19 protein-coding genes are annotated in these 19523 nt (G+C 59.5%); 9 read left to right on the forward strand and 10 right to left on the reverse strand.

Going from position 1 to position 19523, the window contains the following annotated elements:
• Positions 1-12: 12 nt before the first annotated feature.
• Positions 13-753, reverse strand: coding sequence for an ATP-binding cassette domain-containing protein (locus tag L1P08_RS10240; protein WP_303616922.1), 741 nt, complete (start codon positions 751-753; stop codon positions 13-15).
• 327 nt (positions 754-1080) lie between these two features.
• On the opposite strand from L1P08_RS10240, the gene L1P08_RS10245 reads away from it, so the two are divergent.
• From L1P08_RS10245 to L1P08_RS10265, 5 genes are all read left to right on the forward strand, one after another.
• On the forward strand, positions 1081-2070 hold the full coding sequence (locus L1P08_RS10245; protein WP_303616923.1) for a substrate-binding domain-containing protein: 990 nt from the start codon (positions 1081-1083) through the stop codon (positions 2068-2070).
• A gap of 146 nt (positions 2071-2216) precedes the next feature.
• On the forward strand, positions 2217-3191 hold the full coding sequence (locus L1P08_RS10250) for an NAD-dependent epimerase/dehydratase family protein (protein WP_303616924.1): 975 nt from the start codon (positions 2217-2219) through the stop codon (positions 3189-3191).
• Between the two features lie 172 nt (positions 3192-3363).
• Positions 3364-4311, forward strand: a complete 948-nt coding sequence (locus L1P08_RS10255) for a sugar-binding protein (RefSeq protein ID WP_438268402.1) — start codon at positions 3364-3366, stop codon at positions 4309-4311.
• Positions 4312-4440: 129 nt separating this feature from the next.
• Entirely contained in the window at positions 4441-5952 is a 1512-nt protein-coding gene (locus L1P08_RS10260) for a sugar ABC transporter ATP-binding protein (RefSeq protein WP_303616925.1), read from the forward strand.
• Between the two features lie 15 nt (positions 5953-5967).
• Positions 5968-6966: an ABC transporter permease gene (locus L1P08_RS10265; protein ID WP_303616926.1), complete on the forward strand. Its 999-nt coding sequence runs from the start codon at positions 5968-5970 to the stop codon at positions 6964-6966.
• 91 nt (positions 6967-7057) lie between these two features.
• Here L1P08_RS10265 and L1P08_RS10270 read toward each other — a convergent pair whose 3' ends face one another.
• The 3 genes from L1P08_RS10270 to L1P08_RS10280 are packed head-to-tail and all read right to left on the reverse strand — an operon-like array spanning position 7058 to position 8595.
• Positions 7058-7588 carry a dihydrofolate reductase family protein gene (locus L1P08_RS10270; protein ID WP_303616927.1) on the reverse strand — a complete coding sequence of 177 codons (531 nt, stop codon included), beginning with the start codon at positions 7586-7588 and terminating at the stop codon, positions 7058-7060.
• Between the two features lie 24 nt (positions 7589-7612).
• Entirely contained in the window at positions 7613-8242 is a 630-nt protein-coding gene (locus L1P08_RS10275; RefSeq protein WP_303616928.1) for an MBL fold metallo-hydrolase, read from the reverse strand.
• A gap of 29 nt (positions 8243-8271) precedes the next feature.
• The gene (locus tag L1P08_RS10280; protein ID WP_303616929.1) at positions 8272-8595 is read right to left on the reverse strand and encodes a YciI family protein; all 324 of its coding nucleotides are present in this window, start codon (positions 8593-8595) and stop codon (positions 8272-8274) included.
• A gap of 89 nt (positions 8596-8684) precedes the next feature.
• Here L1P08_RS10280 and L1P08_RS10285 point away from each other — a divergent pair, with 89 nt between their 5' ends.
• Positions 8685-9179 carry a winged helix-turn-helix transcriptional regulator gene (locus tag L1P08_RS10285; protein ID WP_303616930.1) on the forward strand — a complete coding sequence of 165 codons (495 nt, stop codon included), beginning with the start codon at positions 8685-8687 and terminating at the stop codon, positions 9177-9179.
• A gap of 33 nt (positions 9180-9212) precedes the next feature.
• On the opposite strand, the gene tal is transcribed toward L1P08_RS10285, so the two are convergent.
• The 6 genes from tal to L1P08_RS10315 form a co-directional block, all read right to left on the reverse strand.
• Entirely contained in the window at positions 9213-10124 is a 912-nt protein-coding gene (gene tal / locus L1P08_RS10290; RefSeq protein WP_303619541.1) for a transaldolase, read from the reverse strand.
• Positions 10125-10254: 130 nt separating this feature from the next.
• Positions 10255-11274, reverse strand: coding sequence for a LacI family DNA-binding transcriptional regulator (locus tag L1P08_RS10295; RefSeq protein WP_303616931.1), 1020 nt, complete (start codon positions 11272-11274; stop codon positions 10255-10257).
• Positions 11275-11294: 20 nt separating this feature from the next.
• Positions 11295-12179 carry a dihydrodipicolinate synthase family protein gene (locus L1P08_RS10300; RefSeq protein ID WP_303616932.1) on the reverse strand — a complete coding sequence of 295 codons (885 nt, stop codon included), beginning with the start codon at positions 12177-12179 and terminating at the stop codon, positions 11295-11297.
• A gap of 2 nt (positions 12180-12181) precedes the next feature.
• Entirely contained in the window at positions 12182-14677 is a 2496-nt protein-coding gene (locus tag L1P08_RS10305; protein WP_303616933.1) for an alpha-mannosidase, read from the reverse strand.
• Between the two features lie 3 nt (positions 14678-14680).
• Positions 14681-15253 (reverse strand): D-sedoheptulose-7-phosphate isomerase, encoded by a 573-nt coding sequence (locus L1P08_RS10310; protein ID WP_303616934.1) that lies wholly within the window; start codon positions 15251-15253, stop codon positions 14681-14683.
• Positions 15254-15257: 4 nt separating this feature from the next.
• On the reverse strand, positions 15258-16232 hold the full coding sequence (locus L1P08_RS10315) for an ROK family protein (RefSeq protein WP_303616935.1): 975 nt from the start codon (positions 16230-16232) through the stop codon (positions 15258-15260).
• A 191-nt stretch (positions 16233-16423) separates the two neighbouring features.
• Here L1P08_RS10315 and L1P08_RS10320 point away from each other — a divergent pair, with 191 nt between their 5' ends.
• The 3 genes from L1P08_RS10320 to L1P08_RS10330 are packed head-to-tail and all read left to right on the forward strand — an operon-like array spanning position 16424 to position 19520.
• Positions 16424-17770 (forward strand): extracellular solute-binding protein, encoded by a 1347-nt coding sequence (locus L1P08_RS10320; RefSeq protein WP_303616936.1) that lies wholly within the window; start codon positions 16424-16426, stop codon positions 17768-17770.
• Between the two features lie 3 nt (positions 17771-17773).
• The gene (locus L1P08_RS10325) at positions 17774-18688 is read left to right on the forward strand and encodes a carbohydrate ABC transporter permease (RefSeq protein WP_303616937.1); all 915 of its coding nucleotides are present in this window, start codon (positions 17774-17776) and stop codon (positions 18686-18688) included.
• Positions 18681-19520, forward strand: coding sequence for a carbohydrate ABC transporter permease (locus L1P08_RS10330; RefSeq protein WP_303616938.1), 840 nt, complete (start codon positions 18681-18683; stop codon positions 19518-19520). The genes L1P08_RS10325 and L1P08_RS10330 overlap by 8 nt, the downstream gene beginning before the upstream one ends.
• Positions 19521-19523: the final 3 nt, after the last annotated feature.

Consider the following 19523-nt stretch of genomic DNA (forward strand, 5'->3'; position numbering starts at 1 on the left):
TTCTTTCAATCATCAGGCGGCTTCAATCGCGCCGGTAATCAATCCCGTCACTTCCTCGGGGGAAGAATCGGACACGTTCTTGCTGGCCACCAGCGTGCCGCGGCGCAGGACCGCGATCCTGTCGGCAACCTGAAACACATCGGGCATGCGATGGCTGATGAGCACGACTGAAATGCCCTGGTCGCGCAGGTAACGAATAAGGTTGAGCACCTCGGCAACCTGACGCACCGAAATGGCCGCTGTCGGCTCGTCCATGAGCACGATCTTGGCGTCGGACAAAAGCGTCCGGGCGATCGCCACAGCCTGGCGCTGCCCCCCCGACATGCGTCTGACCAGATCCCGCGGACGCGTCTCTGACTTGAGACGGGCAAACAGCTCCGCTGACTTGGTGCGCATGGCCGCATAATCGATGACACGGATCGGGCCAAGCTGCCGCGTCAGTTCGCGCCCGAGGAAGACATTCGATGCTGCGGTGAGATTGTTGCAGATCGCCAGATCCTGATAGACGACTTCAATGCCCGCCCTCTGGGCATCCAGAGGTTTGTGGAAATTGACCTTTTTCCCGGAAATATAAATTTCGCCATGGGTGGGCGCGAAATTGCCGGCTATGACCTTGACCAGCGTGGATTTTCCAGCCCCGTTATCCCCCATCAGGCCAACCACCTGGCCCGGCTCTATGGTCAGCGACACATCATTGAGCGCTTTGATGGCCCCATAGTGTTTGCTAATATTACTAATTTTCAATGCGCTCATGCGCCTCCCCCTAAATTTCATTTTCGTCGTCACGCTCAGGCGTCAAAGTGCGGTTAGCAAGCATTTTGCCCATGGTTTTTACCGGTCAGCGCCACACAAACACCATGCAGCCTCCCGGCACGATCCACTTCACGCTTGACGCCCGCATCAATGAATGCTGATATTATATGATAATATTATCAAGTCCAATGATGTATTTATCACTGGAGGGGCGCGGGGACGTGTTCAAGGGCTTTGCCGACTATCGAGCAACTCGAAACGGCATGGACGACCGGCGCGGTGGGCTTCCACCCGTCGGCATAATGTAACAGGGAGGGAGAACCCAAATTGAGGTACGTAAATCGAACTGTGGCTGCGACGGCCATTCTCGCGCTGGTTGCCGGTGGGGCGCTGGCTGAGGACAAAAAGACACTGGCCATTGTGGTGAAGGGTCTCGACAATCCGTTCTTCGAACAGATCAACCTGGGCTGCCAGGACTGGGCTGCCAATAATCCGGATTCCGAATATGAGTGCCTTTATACCGGCCCCGCGTCGAGCGCGGATGAATCGGGACAGGTGCAGCTTGTGGACGATCTGATTACCAAGGGCGTTGCCGCCATCGCCATTTCACCGTCCAATGCCCCGGCCATGGCCAACCGGCTCAAGGAAATCGCGCCCAGCATGCCCGTGATGACCGTGGATGCCGACCTGTCCGAGGACAACCGTTCCTTGCGTGCAACCTTCCTTGGCACCGACAATTACCTGATGGGCGTCATGATGGCCGAGCAGGCCCAAAAGCTTAAGCCAGAGGGCGGCACGGTCTGTTTGCAGCTTGGCAATGTGGCGGCTGACAACATCAATGCCCGCGCTGCCGGCTTCCGTGACACGGTCGCGGGTGCCAAGGGAACCGATCGCCTGACTGGCGAGGGTGGCTGGTCTGAAATCGAGGGTTGCCCGGTCTTTACCAATGACCAGATCGATCTGGCCAACCAGCAGATGGCCGACGTTTTCACCACCAATCCTGATCTTGATGCCTTCATCCTGATCGGCGGCTGGGCCCAGTTCGCACCGCAAGCCTATGCCCAGGTGACAGACCAGGTCATGGACAAGCTCAAATCCAACGAGCTCATTATCATTGCGGGTGACACCCTGCCGCCGCAGGTCCAGGCTTTCAACGAAGGCCGCAGCCACGCTCAGGTGGGCCAGCGCCCGTTTGAAATGGGCCAGCGCGCACCGGATGTGATGATTGACCTGATCAACGGCGTCGATGTTGGGGATCCGCTCTATACCGGGCTGGATGTGTGCACCCATGACGACCCTGGTTTCTGCAGCCAGTAAAACCTGCATTCCGTCAAATCCGGCATGGCGCTGGAACGCGCCATGCCATCCGGCCGATCACCTGAGGACGCCTGCGGTTCCCGGCCCGACCGGCCACATGGATCTGGCGCGGCCTACCGCATCCAGACAAATACAGGAATTAGACTTTGAAACTCTTGGTCACCGGCATTACCGGCAAGGTGGGAACAAGCTTTCTGCCCGCATTCCTTTCAGAGGAGCGCTTCTCCGGCTGGTCCATCCGGGCGCTTTGCAACAACCGGGTTATCGACAACCCTGCGGTGGAGATCGTGCGCGGCTCACTGGCCGATACCGGCACTGTCCGGGATGCGATGGCGGGGGTGACCCATGTGCTGCACATGGCGGCGGTCAAGGAATCACCGGACATGGCCATCGATGTCGGTGTCAAAGGCATGTTCAACCTGCTTGAGACTTTCCGGGTATCGCCCACGGCCGAGCAGTTCATTCTGATCGGCGGCGACTGTTCGGTGGGGCATATCGTGCACGATTACGAGATACCCATCACCGAAACCGCGCCCCGCCGTGCCTATGCGGGCTGCTATGCGCTGACCAAGGTGATCGAAGAGGTCATGCTTGAGCAATATCACATTCAGTATGGCCTTAAGGGTTGCTGCCTGCGCGCGCCCTGGATCATGGAAAAAGATGACTTCCGCTTCGCCTTGAGCTTTTCAGAGCAGTTCGGCGGGCCGCCATGGCGTGAGTTTCTCAGCGAGGCGGATATCGCGCGCCACGCCAAGGCGGGTGCCATCCCCTTGATGCGCGACAGTCTGGGTCATGCGCTCAAACGCAATTTTATTCATGTCACCGATCTGGTGGCGGCCATTCTCGTCGCTCTCGATAATCCGGTGGCGCACGGGCACCTGTTCAATATCGCAATGGATCAACCCATCGATTACGGCCAGGTGACCGAGCATCTGCAACAAACGCGTGGGGTGCCGGTGGTGGAGATCAACACCCCATATCACAGCAACTGGCTCGACAATGCCAAGGCCGGGCACCTGCTTGGCTGGCGGCCGGGGATGGATATGCGGCAACTCGTTGAAAGCGCCTGGACCCATGTCCGGGCTGAGGATGACCCGCGCATTGTCTGGTATCCGGGCTAGGCCCGGCGACAACAGGCGCGGTCAGAATCCAGGGCCTTTTGGGGTGCCGGTGCATGCGGGCTCCAAGGTCATGGATAAGAGTGCTTTGCTGCAAATGAGTGCGGCAAAGTGATTTAGCAAAACTGGTGCGACCGGGGTCATCATCCTCACGGGCCAGTCAGGGAGGACAAGAATGAAAATGAAATTTGCTGTTTCCGTTATTGCTGTTGCAGCGGCGCTGGCCGGCCCCGCCATGGCACAGGACAAGCCTCAGCTTGCCTTTGTCGTCAATGCGGCATCGGACTTCTGGAAGCTGGCCGAAGCCGGGGTAAACAAGGCGCAATCCGAGCTGCCCGGCTATGATCTGCAATTCCGCTACCCCGCGCAGGGCACAGCCGCTTTGCAGAACGCCCTGATGGACGATCTGGTTGCCGCGGGCACGGACGCCATCATGATCTCGTCGGCTGATCCCAAGAACTCGATTGATGCTTTCAACCGCATTGCCGCCCAGGTGCCCCTGTTTACCACCGATAGTGACGCACCGGACAGTGACCGCGTCGCCTATCTGGGTTCATCCAACACCCTGGCGGGTATCCAGGCAGGTGAGATCGCCGTTGCGGCCCTGCCCGATGGTGCCAAGTGCATGGGCTTTGTCGGCTTTCTGGGGGCGGACAATGCCATTGAACGTATTGCCGGTTTCCGCCAGGCCGTTGAGGTGGCGGGCATCGAGCTGGTCGATGTGCGTGGTGACGATGTCGATTTTGCCCGCGCACGCTCCAATGTGGATGACGTTCTGGCCGCCAATCCGGAAATTGACTGCATGGTCGGTTTCTATTCCTACAATCCGCCCAAAATCTATGAAGCCCTTCAGGCCGCCGGCAAACTCGGTGAGGTCACGGTCATCGGCTTTGACGAAGACCCAATCACCCTGGGCGCAGTGCGTGAGGGGAGCTTTGCCGGCACCGTTGTGCAGGATCCCTATCAATGGGGTTACCAGGGCATGCATCTGATGGCCAAAACTCTGGAAGGCGACACATCGGGCATTCCGGATGACGGGCTGATCATTGTTCCGACCAAGGTTATCGACGCCTCCAATGTGGATGCTTTCGAGGCCGAGCTCAAAGCGCGTATCGGCGGGTAATCCTCCCCAGCCGAGAGGGCCGCACCGGGTGGATCACATCAACCCAGTGCGGCCGCATTCCAGTGAATCCCATGCAACGGCGTTTCATGGCCATGTTAGTTTTTGTTCGAGGCAGAGTTGTCCGCCCCAATGTCATTACCGCATAAATCATCCCAGCCGCTGCTGGTGCTTGAAAACATCTCCAAGGTTTATCCCGGCGTCGTCGCCCTCTCCGACGTCGCCTTTCATGTCATGCCCGGTGAGGTGCTGGCGCTGATCGGCGAAAATGGCGCGGGCAAATCCACCCTGATGAAAATTCTTGGCGGTGTTATCGCCCCCAGTTCGGGCACCATCACCATCGATGGGGTGCGCCATGACAAGCTTTCGGTGCCGCAATCCCAGGCCGCCGGCATTGCCTTTGTGCATCAGGAACTCAACGTCTTCGACAATCTGGACGTGACCGCCAATATGTTTCTGGGGCGCGAATTGCGTCAGGGGCGGTTCGGGCTGGTTGATGTGAAAGCGATGCGCGCGGCGGCGGCACCCCTGCTCAAACGTGTCGGGGCCACCTTTCGGCCGGACACCCCTGTTCTTGACCTGTCTCTGGCCGAGCGGCAATTGCTTGAAATTGCCAAGGCGCTTTCCATTGATGCGCGTGTTGTGATCATGGATGAGCCCACCTCATCGCTGACCCTTTCTGAAACCAATACCCTGATGAAGGTGATTGCCGACCTCAAGGCCGAGGGCATTGCCGTTATCTATATCTCCCACCGCCTGGGCGAGGTGGAGGTTTGCGCCGACCGGGTATTCAGCTTGCGCGACGGGCACGTTGCCGGCGAACTGCATCGCCACGAGATTACCCATGATGCCATGATCTGGCTGATGATCGGGCGCGACCTGACATCGTTTTATTCCCCGCCAAGCCGGGCGGTTGGCGCGCCGATTCTGAGCCTGAGCGGGGTGAGAACCACCACCGATCCGCAGGCCTTTGTCGACCTTGAAGTGCGCAGTGGCGAAATTCTTGGCCTGGCCGGGCTGGTTGGCGCGGGGCGCACCGAACTGGCCGAGGCCATTTTCGGCATCACCCCCATTCACGAAGGTACCGTCACGCTTGATGGCAAGACCTTTCTGGCCAGCTCACCGAGAGAGGCTATTGGTGCGGGTCTCTATCTGGTGCCGGAGGACCGCAAGCGTACCGGCCTGGTGCTCGAAAGTTCGATTTGTGACAATATTTCGCTGGCCGACCTCGCTTCAGTCACGCGTGCGGGACTGGTATCCCAAAGCAAGATCAGGGCCCGCGCTGAAGACCAGCGCGGCAAGCTCAACATCAAAACCGCAGATGTCATGCGTGCGGCGGCCGAGCTTTCAGGCGGCAACCAGCAAAAGGTCGTACTGGGCAAATGGCTGTCGATGCAACCGCGTGTGATCATCTTTGATGAGCCAACCCGGGGCATTGATGTCGGTGCGAAATCAGAAATCTACAAGCTCATGCGTGCCCTGGCGGAGGCCGGGGTCGGCGTCATGATGATTTCAAGTGACATGGAGGAAGTCATCGGCGTGTCCGACCGGATTGTGGTGCTGCGTGGCGGCCGGGTCGCGGGGACACTGACACGGGAAGATTTCTCCGAACACAACGTGCTCAAGCTGGCCGTTGGCGCTTAACAAGGGACGGAACGAATGCAGAAAAAAGACCTGGGACTGGCGGTCCTCATCATCATCGTGGGCGCGGTTGTGTATCTGCGCAATCCGCTGTTTCTATCTCCCATCAATCTGGGCAACACCGCCAATCTGATCGGTCTGTTCGGCCTGTTTGCCATTGGCCAGGGCTTTGTGATCATGACCGGGGGCATCGACCTTTCGGTGGGCTCAATGATCGCGCTGCTCGGGGTGATCTTTGTCGACATGGTGGGCAAGTTCGGGGTGCCCTGGCCCCTGGCAATCCTGATTACCATCGGTCTGGGCACGCTGATGGGACTGGCGCATGGCCTGCTGATCACGCGGCTCAAAATGCAACCATTCGTTGTCACCTTGTGCGGGCTGCTGATCTATCGCGGTGTCGCGCGGGGTTACACTGGCGAGGCGACAGCGGGGTTTCCCTTCGGGGCCAGCCATCCGGAGCTTGAATGGCTCACTATTGGCCGTTCTTTTGGTGTGCCGCATTCCTTTTACGCCATGATCATTGTGGGGGTTATTGCCTGGTTCGTGCTGCACCGGTCGGTGTTTGGCCGCCATCTCTATGCGGTGGGCAAGAATGAGGAAGCCGCCCGCTATTCCGGCGTACGCACCGGCCTGGTCATTACCGCCGCCTATGTTATCTGCGCGGCACTCACCGCGATTGCGGCGATCTATTTTGCCATGTTCACCAAATCGGTACAGCCATCATCCCATGGCAATTTCTATGAACTCTATGCCATCGCTGCAGCAGTTCTGGGCGGCTTTTCCCTGCGAGGGGGTGAGGGATCGGTCATTGGTGTCATTCTGGGCGCTGTGTTGCTGCAGGAGCTGCAAAATCTGGTAAACCTTCTGGGCATTCCCTCATCGCTCAATTTCGCGGTGATGGGTGGGGTGATCCTTGCCGGCGTTCTCGCTGATCAGCAGTTCAACCGCTACCGGGAGAAGAAGCGCGCCGCGCGTGCGCTTGAGGCCCTCACTGGCGACACGCCTGCGGCTGCCTGAGGCAGCCGCGCCAGCACATGCGGCGCAAATCCCCCTCCGGGGGGACAGCACTAATGATGACGCGGCAGTCATCATTGCTGACAAGGAACGATCATGCGGGGACGTAAGTCAGGCGGACGACATCCTCGTCCACCCGGTCATGCGACATCAGGCGGAGCGGCGGTCGCGGTCCGGCGAAATAGGGCGCGCCGTGACCGAGCACGACCGGGTGAAGGTAAATCCGGTACTCATCGATCAGGCCGAGATCGGTGAGGCTTTTGGCAAGGTTCGGCCCCGCGACGTCGATCTCCCCGTCGTGCTCATCCTTCAGCCTGCGGATCGCAGCCTCCAGATCGTTCCCGACGAGACTTGCATTGGGGCCGACGGATTTCAAGGTGCGCGAGACGACCCATTTCGTCTGTTTGCGCCAAGCTGCGGCGAAGGCACTTCCCTCCGTCTCCCAGTCGGCATGGTCCTCGTCCCAGTAGCGCATGATTTCATACATGTTGCGACCATAGATGCTGCCCGTCAGTCCCTCGGCTTCGTCGATAAAATGACGAAAGAGGGTCGGGTTCGGCTGAAAGCGCATATGATCAACATAGCCGTCCAGCGACACGTTCATTCCGAATACAAGTCTGGCCATTCTGTTTCCTCCTGAGTAAGTCACTCACGTGGCGAGAGGCCGCCACGGTTCATGCACGTGCGCGATCCACACCAGCTCGGGGTTCATCGCAATGACCTTGAGCTGGCCTTCGCTCGCAGGTTCTTCCAACTCGCCGAACCACACGGCCACATCGCCGCCGACCACGATGGGTCGCGCGCCGGTCTCAATGACGACGACCTGCATCCCCGCAGTATGGCCCGGTGCGGGAACCAGACGTATTCCGGGAAGCAAATCGAACTCACCGTCGACCGGCGTGTACTGCACACCCGGCGCATCGACCCACTCGGTGATGGGATAGGCCTTCTTGTCCCTATGCGCATCTTCGAGCTCTTGACGTTGCACGTAGAACGGTTTGCCCGCGAAAAGATGGTTGCCCCCGCAATGATCGGCGTGAAGGTGGGTGTTCACAACGATATCGATGCTCGCGAGGTCAAAGTCCTGCTTGTCCAGCGGGTAAAGGACCGGATCGAAGGCCTCAGCGATGAGCGGGTGAATCTCGGTCATCCCGGTATCCACCAGGATACGCGCGTCGGGATGGTCGATCACGTGGACGCAGACGGGCATGATTTCGCCTTCCACATGCAGGTCGGCAACGTGAATGGGGGTTACGGTGATTGGCGCGGGCACGTTCATGGCATCTATCCTTCTGCCGTGTTGAATGGCTATTTCAGCGGCCAGACCTCGACGACGCCGTGGGCGACGGCGCAGGGAACCTGCGAGACCTTGTCGATGGCTTTTTCCAGGCTTGCGGCCTCGAACACTGTGAAACCGGCAATCGGCAAATCGGAGGCCAGATAAGGACCTTCAGATATCTCGACACCGGCCGCGCCGTGATTGCGCACCTGCACCGGTGCGCCAGCGATGCCGACCAAAGCCCCTTCCGCGATCAGCTTTGCATCCTGCGCGTGTGCCGCATCTTTGACCGCTTGGGGGCTACGGTCATAACCAGCCTGATCGCCATATCCGATGGTGACAAACATTGGCATGACGCACTCTCCTGTCTGTATGCAGTTTGCAAGCAGTTGCCTTATAGCAAAACCGTACCTATGTTGCAATCAGTTTTACGGAGCCTCTTATGCACAAACCCTTCCGATCCGGATGTCCAATTAATCTGACGCTGGAAACGCTCGGCGACAGCTGGAGCCTGATCGTCATCCGCGACATCATGTTCGGCAATCGCAGGCACTACCGCGACCTCCTCAACAATTCGGAGGAAGGCATCGCCTCGAACATTCTGGCCAGCCGTCTCAAAAACCTCGTGAGCGCGGGCCTGCTCTCGACCAGCCCGGACCCGGCACACAAGCAGAAGACGGTCTACAGCCTGACAGAGCCGGCCATCCAACTGGTGCCCTTGCTTGCCCAGATGGGCGCCTGGGGCAGGCGCTTCACGCCGGCGACGCGGGAATTGTCGATCCGCGCCCAGCTTCTCGAAGAAGGCGGGCCGGAGATGTGGGATGGGTTTATAGCGGAGTTGCGCGCCATACATCTCGGCGCAAAGCCGCCGGCACGCTCGGTAATCAGGGAATTAACAGAGGCCTATCAGGCGGCCGCTGGACCGCAACCGGCATAGGGGCCGGTTGCGGGATCTTGGCGAGACCAGCCGTCAGAGACGGTCGGCGACGAGGCTTTTCAGCTTGACCAGATCCGCGTCAAACTTGCGGATGCCTTCGGCCAGCTTCTCCGTTGCCATGGCGTCCGCGTTCATTTCCCAGCGGAAGGCGGCTTCATCGAGCTTTATGGGCGCGGCTTCGCCAGCGTTTTGCGGATCAAGGCAACGTTCCAGCGTGCCGCTTTCCTGCGCCAGTGCTTCCAGCAATTTCGGGGAGATCGTCAAACGATCGCAACCGGCCAGCGCCTTGACCTGCCCCACATTGCGGAAGGACGCGCCCATGACAATGGTCTCAATGCCGTTGGCCTTGTAGTAATCATAGATGCGCCGCACAGACAGCACGCCGGGATCCTCCTCAGGCGCATAGCTTTCCTTGCCGCTTGTCGCCATATGCCAATCGGTGATGCGCCCCACAAAAGGCGAGATCAGGAAGACACCCGCATCGGCACAGGCCACGGCCTGCGCCAGTGAGAACACCAGGGTAAGATTGCAATCGATGCCTTCGGCCTGCAGAATTTCTGCGGCCCGTATGCCTTCCCAGGTCGCCGCCAGCTTGATCAGAATACGGTCCTTGCCGATACCACGCGCCGCATAGTCCGCAATGATGGCCCGCGCCCGCTGAACCGATCCTTCGGTGTCAAACGACAGCCGGGCATCGACTTCGGTTGAAACCCGTCCGGTCACCAGGGCCGCAAGGGTCGCGCCCATCGCCGCTGGCAGGGTATCGGTGATCTGGTCGACATTGAGGCCGTTTTCATGACCCTTGGCAATTTCCCGGGCCAACAATTCGGCAGCCTCAGGCTCTCCAAGCGCGGCCAGAACCAGTGACGGATTTGTAGTGCAGTCCACAGGGCTATAGGCCTTGACGGCCTCGACAGAACCGGTGTCGGCAACGACCACGCTCATCGCGCGCAGCTGATCCAGAATATTCACGTGAGAAAGCCTTTCATGTTTTAAGACGCAAAAGATGCGTTTGTATTATCTGATCGACAGGCGCGCACCAGAATTTTCCATATGTGCGCCCGCTTTCAGCAGCTCACTGATCGAGCGCGCGGGTGCTGCCGCGTTGAATAAGGGTTGGCTGCACCAGGAAACTGGAAACCGAGCCCTGAAGATGCTCATCTTCGATCGACCCAATCAACTGCTCAGCGGCCTTTCGCCCCAGCAGATCGACATGCTGGGTAATGACCGAAATCGCGGGCCGCACCATCGCCGTCCAGTTGGCATCGTCATAGGCCACAAGCGAGATGTCGCCGGGCACCTCGATACCAAAATCCTGCAAGGCGATATAGAGCAATTGCGCCACAACGCTATTGGCGGCGAAAATGGCGGTTATCTCGCGCTCAAGCAAGCGCGGCACGATGGCATTCAGCGCCTCGGCAATGGTTTTCTGACCATCTTCCAGCTTGATGCAAAGACCGTCAGCTGGCTCAAGACCGAGGCTGGTAAATGCATCATGCCAGCCGGCAATGCGGGCCTGGCCCGTCGTCCATTGATCATGGTCAATCATCACCGCGATATTCCGGTGGCCAAGCGCCAAAAGATGTTCGGTGGCAATCATGCCGCCGACCCGGTTGTCGCCACCAATCAGCGAATATTTTGAACTGACCGCCCTGTCGATTTGCAAAGCCGGAATGCCGTAGCCCTGCACCCGCTCAAGCGCGCCCTGGGATACGGGCGTCAGCGCGATGCCATCAACCCCCATGGCCAGCAGCGAGTCCACGGCATCGCGTTCTTTTTTGCGGTCGGCACCGTCGATAATCAGAATGACTTCATAACCGCGCCGCCGGGCGACTTCCTGAAATCCTGTGGCCAGCTGGGCGTAGAACGGGTCAAGCAGACTGGAGACCACCAGCCCCACCTGCGTGCTGGAACCCCGGCGCAAATTGCGGGCCGTCAGATCGGGCACATAGCCCATTCTGTCAGCGGCCTCGAGCACCCGCGCCTTCACCTCGGCAGCGACATAGCCCTTGCTTGAAAGCGCGCGTGACACGGTGGAGTTGGAAAGGCCCAGTTCCCTGGAGATATCGCCAATGCGTACCCGTTTGTCCGACAAACCGCCCCTCATTTCTTTTGTCATTCCCGCAGATGTCTGCGTATTAACGTGTCAATCGCAAATAGACTAGTGCAAGCGCCTTCTGTCGTACCAGCATCAAGCGTGCGTGCATAGCTATGCATACACAATCCCTCTTCGCGTTGCGACAATAAAAATTTGGCGGAGGCGGGATAATTCTTCTCCAGTGCCGCATCGGCGGCGGTCATGAGAAGCGAGAGCGTATCTTCGGGGTCCGTTGCGGCGCGACCAAGGACACCGGGATAGATATTGGCCATCAGGCCGCAAAACCCGTCGGCACCTGCCGCAAAGGAGGCGCGGAACGAGGCCATTTCCGCATTGAGAAGCTGCAAACGCGTGCCGGCGGTCAGGCCCGCCCGCCGGGTCATGCGGGCCAGATCCAGACAGGTATCCTTGTAAAAAGTGAAGCGCCCGGATTGCGCGGCCAGGGCTACGGCATCGTCAGACAACAGCCGCTTGAAGGGGCGGGGGGCCTCGTAAAGCCCGAGATCGCCCTTTGTGCCCGCAATAATCTGCTCGAGTGCCTGCAAAACCTCGGTCTCGGGTGCGTCTTTTGCGGCGAGATAGGCTGTCAGCAGCACGGCAATATTGGCACCCGCGTCATGGGCGCCGCCAATCACGCGGCTAAAATCCGTCACGGCTTCGGGATAGACCGCCGCCGCAATCGGGATGCGTCCATTGGCCGTTTCAACACAGGCGCGGACAATCGACAGTCTTTCCGCCTCGGACATTTTAAACGGTTCGGCCGAAAGACCGGTCACCAGAAGGCCGGTGACCCCCTTGTCGATGTTGAATTCGACCAAACGGGCCAGCGCAGCAAAATCAATCTGGCCATCAGGGTCGAATGGGGTCAGCAGTGGTGGCCAGATCTCCGGAGCGCGCGTCATACTCACACCCCTTTGGACAGATGCGGCAGGTCGCGATCAACTGCAAATTCCAGAAGATCGGCCTTGAATGCGGCACCGTCGGCCGGAATGACCCAGGTAGCGATCTCTTCGGGGCCAAGGGTGACAGGCAGTTCGAAATCATCCCGGAAATGCAGGACCAGTTGCGCGGCAACGGATTCCTGGGTGTCATTCGCCAGCCTTATCACCAGACCCTCCGGATCGTCTTCCCACGCCTTGATGGCGGTCAGCCGCAGACCTCGGACCGTCTCGAGGCCGGAAATCCCGGCGGTCTCGGCGGGCAGCGTGCCCGGGTGAAAGCTCTCCATCATCAGGCGCGGTGGCGTGAGCATCAGGTCGGCCAGCCGGTGTGCCTCTGACATGTCGTCGTCTGCCTGAGGCAACAGCTTGACCGTAAAGCTCTGCAGGCCCTGATCCTGATAATGATAATGCTCATTATCACGCAGTTCACGGGGGTCGTGCCAAGCATAAACCGGGCTGCGTGCCGCCGTGATGCCGATATCGCCCTTATCGCAATCATAGGCGTATTTGGCATTATTGATCACGGTCAGGCGCTGGCCGTTTCCGGCCACGCTGACCCAGCGTTGACCGGGATATTCATTGGCATCGGCGGGGCGCTCAAGCGCGCCATGCTGCATCTGATAGAGTGCCTTATCGGCGCTGATGGCAGATGGATAGCGCAGCTTGAGTACCGAAAGCGTTTCACGCCAGTCGAGTTCACAACGGATCTCGAGAGCGCGGGCACCGGCGTCGAGCACGAAATGCTCGGTGAGGCGCGACTGGCCATAGCGCGAGGTGACCCGGATGGCGCTGCGCACCGGCCCTTCATCGATCAGGCGCACATCCTCGATTTCGAAGGCATTACCCTCTGCCACATAACTCTCGACACGATGGCCCCAGGTGTCCGATTGATCGGGGGTGACCACCGTGTGCACAGCACCCGGCTGCGGCGCATAATTGCGCCCGTCGGCCAGCGTCACCAGTTCAGACAGCCAGCCGGTTGCCGGATCAATGGTCACGCGCAGATGCGCGTTTTCCATGGTCAGGCCTGCGGCCTTGACGGATGTTGTCTTGACCACGGGCCGCTCGGCCACCTGATGCAGGCGATAGAGTTTGTAGCCCAGCGCCGGCAGGGTGGCGCCAAAGGCGATGCGCCCGCGCAACCGGTCGCGGAAAATGTCTTTTTCCTGAATGGTCGCATCGGCGCGGATTTTCTGCCATTCGACGGGCGTACCCGCTTCATCGGTCAGCGCCCAGTCGCCGGGCAGGAAGGAGAGTTCGAGTTCCGCCGTGACGTCCACCGGATAGGGATGCGGGTTGAACAGGACAACCGGCTGACTCTTTTCATCCTCGGGGATGGCGATATCGCGGGCGGTTGTCTGCATGGCGAGATTGATGATCCGGTCGGCGGCAGCGATCACCCCGCCTACCTGATGCTCTGCATCGTCATAGCAAACCTTCAACGAACTGCCGGGCAGGATATCGTGGAACTGGTTGAAAAGGAGATCCTTCCAGGCCGCGGTCAATGCCTCGGCGGGATAGCTCATCGCCCCGCGGCGCGCGGTCAGCGTTGCATAGCGCTCGGCCTCAACCAGAATGGCTTCGGCCTTCAGATTGAGCTGTTTGATTTTGGCGTGCGCGGCATAACAACCTGCCGCGTGGCGCTGCAATTCGCCCTGCCATTGGGGTATCTTCTGGTCACTGTCGCGCACCATATCGAGATAGCGCCCGGGACCGGACATGGTCAGCCGGCCGTGATGGCCCTCAGCGTCAATGCGCGCAATACTTTCCAGATTGCGCCGGGTGGGACCGCCGCCATGGTTACCAACGCCGTAGAACACCATCGCCTCACTATTAACGCTTGGTGCGATCTTGGACACGGCGGCGTTGAGATGGTCGTCAATGGCTTCTGAGGTCGAGCAATATTCATGCGGAATGCGGTAGGCGAGAACGCTTGCGCCGCCCATGCCCTGCCAGTCGAATACTGTGTGCGCCATCGCCGTCTCGTGGGGACCGGGGCGCAGGAAGCAATAGCCGCCGATTCTCTGGCCCTGCAGAATTTGAGGCAGAACGGCGGAATGGCCGAAGGGATCGGCATTGAGGCCGACCGTTGCAATGCCGCCGAAATGCTCCAGCAAATAACGCTGACCCAAAAGACCCTGCCGGACAAAGGCTTCCAGCGAGGGCAGGTTGCAATCCGGCTCGACCCACCAGCCGCCCACCAGGGCGATGCGGCCCGCGGCCACCAGTTCCTGCAGTTTTTCGAAAAGCTTCGGATCGCTTTCGCGGATCCACTCGATCACCGCCATCTGTTCGAAGGTGAAGACGTAATCGGGGTTCTCAGCCAGCAGTTTGACCGCCGCATGCAGTGTCGCGCGGGCTTCCTGATAGCCCTCGGTCCAGCGCCAGAGCCAGACCGGATCAAGATGCGCATGGCCAACCATATAAAGGCGGTCGAACCGGTTTTTCTCAGCGTTCATGTCTCAAGCCTCCGTGGCGAATTGGTCAATGCGGGCGCAAATCAGATGCATGGCCAGCTGGTGCATTTCCTGAACCCGGGCCGTGCCGGCGTTGGGCGAAACAAAGGCGTGATCGGCCGCCGTCGCTGCCGCCTCTCCGGCCTCGCCGGTAAAGATGACCGTCACCGCGCCGGCGGCGCGTGCGGCTTCCAGTCCCTTGATGACATTGGGCGAACGGCCGCTGGTGGTAAAGCCCACTGCGATATCGCCTGCACCGGCAAAAGCCTTAACCTGCCGGGCGAACACCTCGTCGAACGCATAGTCATTGCCAATGCAGGTCAGGGTCGCCACATCGGCGCACAGCGCCTGCGCGGGCAAGGGGGCGCGTTCGGCCTTGTAACGGCCGGTGAGTTCGCCGGTAAAATGCAGTGCCTCAGACGCACTGCCCCCGTTGCCGAACGCGTAAAGCCGGCCACCACCGGAGAGAGACTGCCAGATTGCGGTGGCGATGATCTCGATCCCGGCCACCTTGTCGCGCATCTTGTCGGCCATCGCGAAATGCGCCTCAAGCTCATTCAGCATCATTGCCTTGCCCATCCCCTCACTCCTTCTCGCGCAGTGCCACGCGCCTGCCGTTCGCCGCACCCATTTCATTCCAGGCAACCGCCGCTGCGGACAGAACGCCCGAGTCGCGGCCAAACAGCGTCCGGCGCACGCACAGCCCCCGACCGACCGCCGCCGACATGCCGCCCTCATCAAAAGTAACAGCTGGCGCCAGCAGGTCGCTGCGGGCGTCCGTGACACCGCCACCGAGACAAAGCAGCGCCGGATCGAACACATCGACCGCCGCGCGCACGGTCCGGCGCAGCATGCGCATGGAGCCGGTCCAGTGCGCGAGCGCAACCGGATCACCCGCAGCCGCGCTGGCCGCGATCTGCTGGGCCGTTGCCGGTGGGCCACCATTTTCTTCCGAGAAACGCTCGCCGATCGAGGTGCCCGACACATAGGCTTCCACACAGCCTGACAGGCCGCATTTGCAGCGCCGCCCATCGAAAACCAGCGGCATATGGCCCAGCTCACCGCCATTGCCGGAATGCCCGGTCAGCAGGGTGCCATTGGTGATGACCCCGCAGCCGACACCTGACGACACAGTGATATAGGTGACATCCTTCACGTGACCTGGATTGTCCCAGAGGAAGGTCGCAATCGCGCCGGCGGCAGCGTCATTCTGCAAATAGGCAGGCACGCCGGCCGCGGCGGCGAGCCGGTCGCGAATGGGGACAGCATCCCAGTCGGGGAGATTGGGCGGCGTCAGCACCAGACCCCGTTCAAGATCCAGCGGACCGCCGCAGGCAATACCCACGCCATCAACGCGCGCGCCATGCGCATGCGCCCTTTGCAGCATCCGGCCAGAAAGCTCGTCAATAAGAGCAAGGCTGTTGGTCACTGAACGGGGCGAAGGCTCGCGCGCCTGAAACAGGACGCCCCCCTCAGAATCAACCACACCGACCGCCATTTTTGTCGCCCCGATGTCGATGGCGAGAACGACGGGGGTACCATGAGTATTTTGCGACACTTAACCACCAATATATGACAACGATTTCATACCAATCTCTGGCATGCAGCGAAAAGCCAGTCAAGGCTGAACCGTTAATATAGCATATTTTCTCAAGTATTAGGCGCTGCCACAGGAATTATCTCGCAAGCTCATGGTTGACACAGCCAACTTATGTGATAACGATTGCATACCCAACCAGGGAGGAAAGCATGAAAAACACTCATATCTTAAGCGCATCCGTTTTTGCATTGGCGGCCGCATCTGCCACCGTCGGCTATGCAGCCGATGGTGAATTGCGTGTCGTTTATCGCGAAGCGCCGTATCTCAATGCGGTGATGGAATCAGCCGAGGCCGGCTTTGAAGCTGCCAATCCAGGCATTGACGTAAAGCTGGAGCCAATCAGCTCGTCATCCCGCGATTACTACACAAAAGTATCGCTGATGAACCAGTCGGCTTCCACGGCGCCCGACGTCATTTACGAAGACGGTTATAACGTGACCGCAGATGCCGCCGCGGGCTTCCTTGCCCCGCTGGACGCGCGCGTTGCCAATTGGGACGACTGGGGCAAGTTCGTCGAGATCGCCAAACAGAACGGCACCTCCTTTGTTGATGGCAAGCTCTATGCAATCCCGATGGGCACCGACACGCAGGCGATCTGGTTCAACCGGAACGTGCTTGCCAAAGCCGGCCTGCCCGCCGACTGGCAGCCAAAGACCTGGCAGGACATTCTCGATGCCGCCGCCAAGATCAAGGCCGCAGTGCCGGACGCGATCCCGCTGAACCTTTATGTCACCAAGGCCGGCGGCGAAGCCTCGACCATGCGCGGGTTGATGAACCTGCTCTCGGGCACACCCGGTGCCTTGTCCGCAACGCTTTACGATCCGGCAGAAGGCAAATGGGTTGTCGGCTCGCAGGGGATGCGCGACACATTGCAATTCCTCAAGACCGCGTATGAAAGCGGCTATCTTGCCTCCGACAATGACCTGCAGGACGGCAATTTCCAGAACGTTCTGGTCGAACAGCACGTTCCCGCCGACAAGGTTGGCATGTTCATCGACGGCAGCTGGATCTGGTCCCGTTGGTCGGAGCTGGGCACTGCACCCTGGGCTGACTGGACCACAACCGTGGGCATGGCCAAAATTCCGACACAGAACGGCGAAGGCAATGGCTTCACCTCCATGTCGGGCGGCTGGACAATTGCGATGAGCGCCCATGCCGAAGACAAGGATGCCGCGTTTGAATTCCTCACCACTGTCGCCAATTACGAGAACAGCCTGAAATATTCGGTTCTGTCCGGTGCGGTTGGTGTGCGTGAAGACGTGATCTCCGATCCGGAATTCCTCGATGCCAACCCAACGGGTGAATTCTTCTCTTCCCTCGTGGCGGTTACCAATTTCCGCCCGGCGGTCGAGGTCTATCCGCAGGTCTCCTCGCTCATTCAGGAAACCATGGAAGCCGTCACAGTTGGTGGTACAAGCGTCGAAGATGCTATGGAACGTTTTGACAGCCAAATCGCACGCCTTGTTGGCCGTGCCAACGTGAAATCCGCGGAGTAAATCATGGCGGCCGAGACCAGCATATCGGGACGCGTGTCCTCTTTGACAACCAAGTTGATCCGCGTTTTGCCGCTGGTCCCGGCCACTTTAATGATCCTGGGGTTTTTCCTGGTCCCGATCCTTTGGGCAATCTATGCCTCGCTGACAAACCAGGGCCTGTCGGGTGCCAATGCCCGCAACCCGCAATTTATCGGGTTTGAGAACTACTATTATCTGTTCACCGACACACGGACATGGGAGGCATTGTCGCGCACCGCGATCTTTGTCTGCCTGTCCGTGTTCGGGCAGAATGTGGTCGGCTTTCTGATTGCCTATGGCCGGCAAGCCGCTTCCTCACTTATTCAAAACACCGTCTCAACAATCGTCATTATCGCCTGGGTCGTTCCCGAGGTGGTGGCCGGATTTCTCTGGTACACTTTCCTGCGCGGTGACGATGCCGGCATGAACCAGATTCTGAGCCTTTTGGGCATGCAAAAGCAGGCCTGGCTGCTCACCTCCCCCATGGCGGCGGTTATCGTCATCAATATCTGGCGTGGTTGCGCCTTCTCGATGCTGGTCTACAACGCGGCGCTGCAGGATGTGCCAAGCGAAGTGCTTGAGGCCGCCGAGATCGATGGTGCCGGCGGGTTCCACAAGGTTTTCGGCATGATCCTGCCGATCATCCGGCCTGTTATTGCGATCAATGTCGTTTTGACGACCCTCAATACGCTCGGCGTGTTTGGCCTGATCTGGATTACCACTGCCGGTGGTCCGGGCACCCAGTCGGAAACGCTGCCCTTGCTGATGTACAATCAGGCCTATGATTTCGGCATGATCGGTTACGGCTCGGCCATTGCCGTCCTGCTGCTGGCTTTCGGTGTCATCGCGTCGCTGTTTTATGTTCGCCTCTTCCGCGTAGGAGCCACCCGGAATGACTGACCTCTCCACTCCCAAGGGCCGCAGCCGCGCCGCCGCCAACCTGTCGTTGACCCTTGTCGCGCTGGCCTTTCTGGCCCCGATGCTCTGGGTGGTTCTGGCGGCATTCGATACCGAGGCAACGCTGGCAATCAAGATGCCCGCACGCTGGAGCCTGGGCAATTTCGGGTCCATCCTCACCGAGAATGTGACCATCCGCCCGTTCTTCAACAGCCTGATTATTTCGGCGGGCACCTCGGCGCTGGTGGTGTTTATTGCGCTTTTTGCCGGCTATCCCCTGTCGCGCTACAAGCTGCGCTATGGCACCCACTATATCTATGTCATCGTTTTTGCGAGCGCCCTGCCCGTTACCGCGATCATGGTGCCGATCTATGTGATGTTTGTACATATCGGCATGGTCGATACGCTTTTGGGTGTCATCATCTTCCGCGCCGCCTCTGAATTGCCGTTTGCGATCTGGCTGATGAAGGGCTTTATGGACGCAATCCCCACAGATCTGGAGGAAGCCGCCTGGGTCGAGGGTGCCTCCCGCCTGCAGGGCGTGACCGCGATCATGCTGCCGCTATTGGCGCCCGGTCTCGCGACGATCTTCATTCTCAGCTTCATTGAGAACTGGGGGAATTTCTTTGTGCCGTTTATCCTTTTGCAGACGCGCGAGAACTATCCCATGGCGGTGTCGCTCTACAGTTTCTTTGGCGAATATGGTGAAGCGGTCTACGGCCAGCTGGCGGCCTTCGCACTGATCTATACCGCGCCGTCCCTTCTGGTCTACTTCCTGGTGCGCAAACCCTTGCAAAGCGGTGGCCTGCGCCTCGGCGGTGCAGTCAAGGCATAGGCA

This window comes from Mariluticola halotolerans, from assembly GCF_021611515.1.
Taxonomy (GTDB): domain Bacteria; phylum Pseudomonadota; class Alphaproteobacteria; order Rhizobiales; family Devosiaceae; genus Mariluticola; species Mariluticola halotolerans.

Bases quoted from the DNA above. Each gene is read 5' to 3' on its own strand.
- L1P08_RS10300 (WP_303616932.1), bottom strand. From the start codon at position 12,179: ATGACGCGCGCTCCGGAGATCTGGCCACCACTGCTGACCCCATTCGAC.
- L1P08_RS10270 (WP_303616927.1), bottom strand. From the start codon at position 7,588: ATGGCCAGACTTGTATTCGGAATGAACGTGTCGCTGGACGGCTATGTT.
- L1P08_RS10240 (WP_303616922.1), bottom strand. From the start codon at position 753: ATGAGCGCATTGAAAATTAGTAATATTAGCAAACACTATGGGGCCATC.
- L1P08_RS10275 (WP_303616928.1), bottom strand. From the start codon at position 8,242: ATGAACGTGCCCGCGCCAATCACCGTAACCCCCATTCACGTTGCCGAC.
- L1P08_RS10260 (WP_303616925.1), top strand. From the start codon at position 4,441: ATGTCATTACCGCATAAATCATCCCAGCCGCTGCTGGTGCTTGAAAAC.
- tal (WP_303619541.1), bottom strand. From the start codon at position 10,124: ATGAGCGTGGTCGTTGCCGACACCGGTTCTGTCGAGGCCGTCAAGGCC.
- L1P08_RS10325 (WP_303616937.1), top strand. From the start codon at position 17,774: ATGGCGGCCGAGACCAGCATATCGGGACGCGTGTCCTCTTTGACAACC.
- L1P08_RS10285 (WP_303616930.1), top strand. From the start codon at position 8,685: ATGCACAAACCCTTCCGATCCGGATGTCCAATTAATCTGACGCTGGAA.
- L1P08_RS10310 (WP_303616934.1), bottom strand. From the start codon at position 15,253: ATGGGCAAGGCAATGATGCTGAATGAGCTTGAGGCGCATTTCGCGATG.
- L1P08_RS10255 (WP_438268402.1), top strand. From the start codon at position 3,364: ATGAAAATGAAATTTGCTGTTTCCGTTATTGCTGTTGCAGCGGCGCTG.
- L1P08_RS10330 (WP_303616938.1), top strand. From the start codon at position 18,681: ATGACTGACCTCTCCACTCCCAAGGGCCGCAGCCGCGCCGCCGCCAAC.
- L1P08_RS10305 (WP_303616933.1), bottom strand. From the start codon at position 14,677: ATGAACGCTGAGAAAAACCGGTTCGACCGCCTTTATATGGTTGGCCAT.
- L1P08_RS10280 (WP_303616929.1), bottom strand. From the start codon at position 8,595: ATGCCAATGTTTGTCACCATCGGATATGGCGATCAGGCTGGTTATGAC.
- L1P08_RS10265 (WP_303616926.1), top strand. From the start codon at position 5,968: ATGCAGAAAAAAGACCTGGGACTGGCGGTCCTCATCATCATCGTGGGC.
- L1P08_RS10320 (WP_303616936.1), top strand. From the start codon at position 16,424: ATGAAAAACACTCATATCTTAAGCGCATCCGTTTTTGCATTGGCGGCC.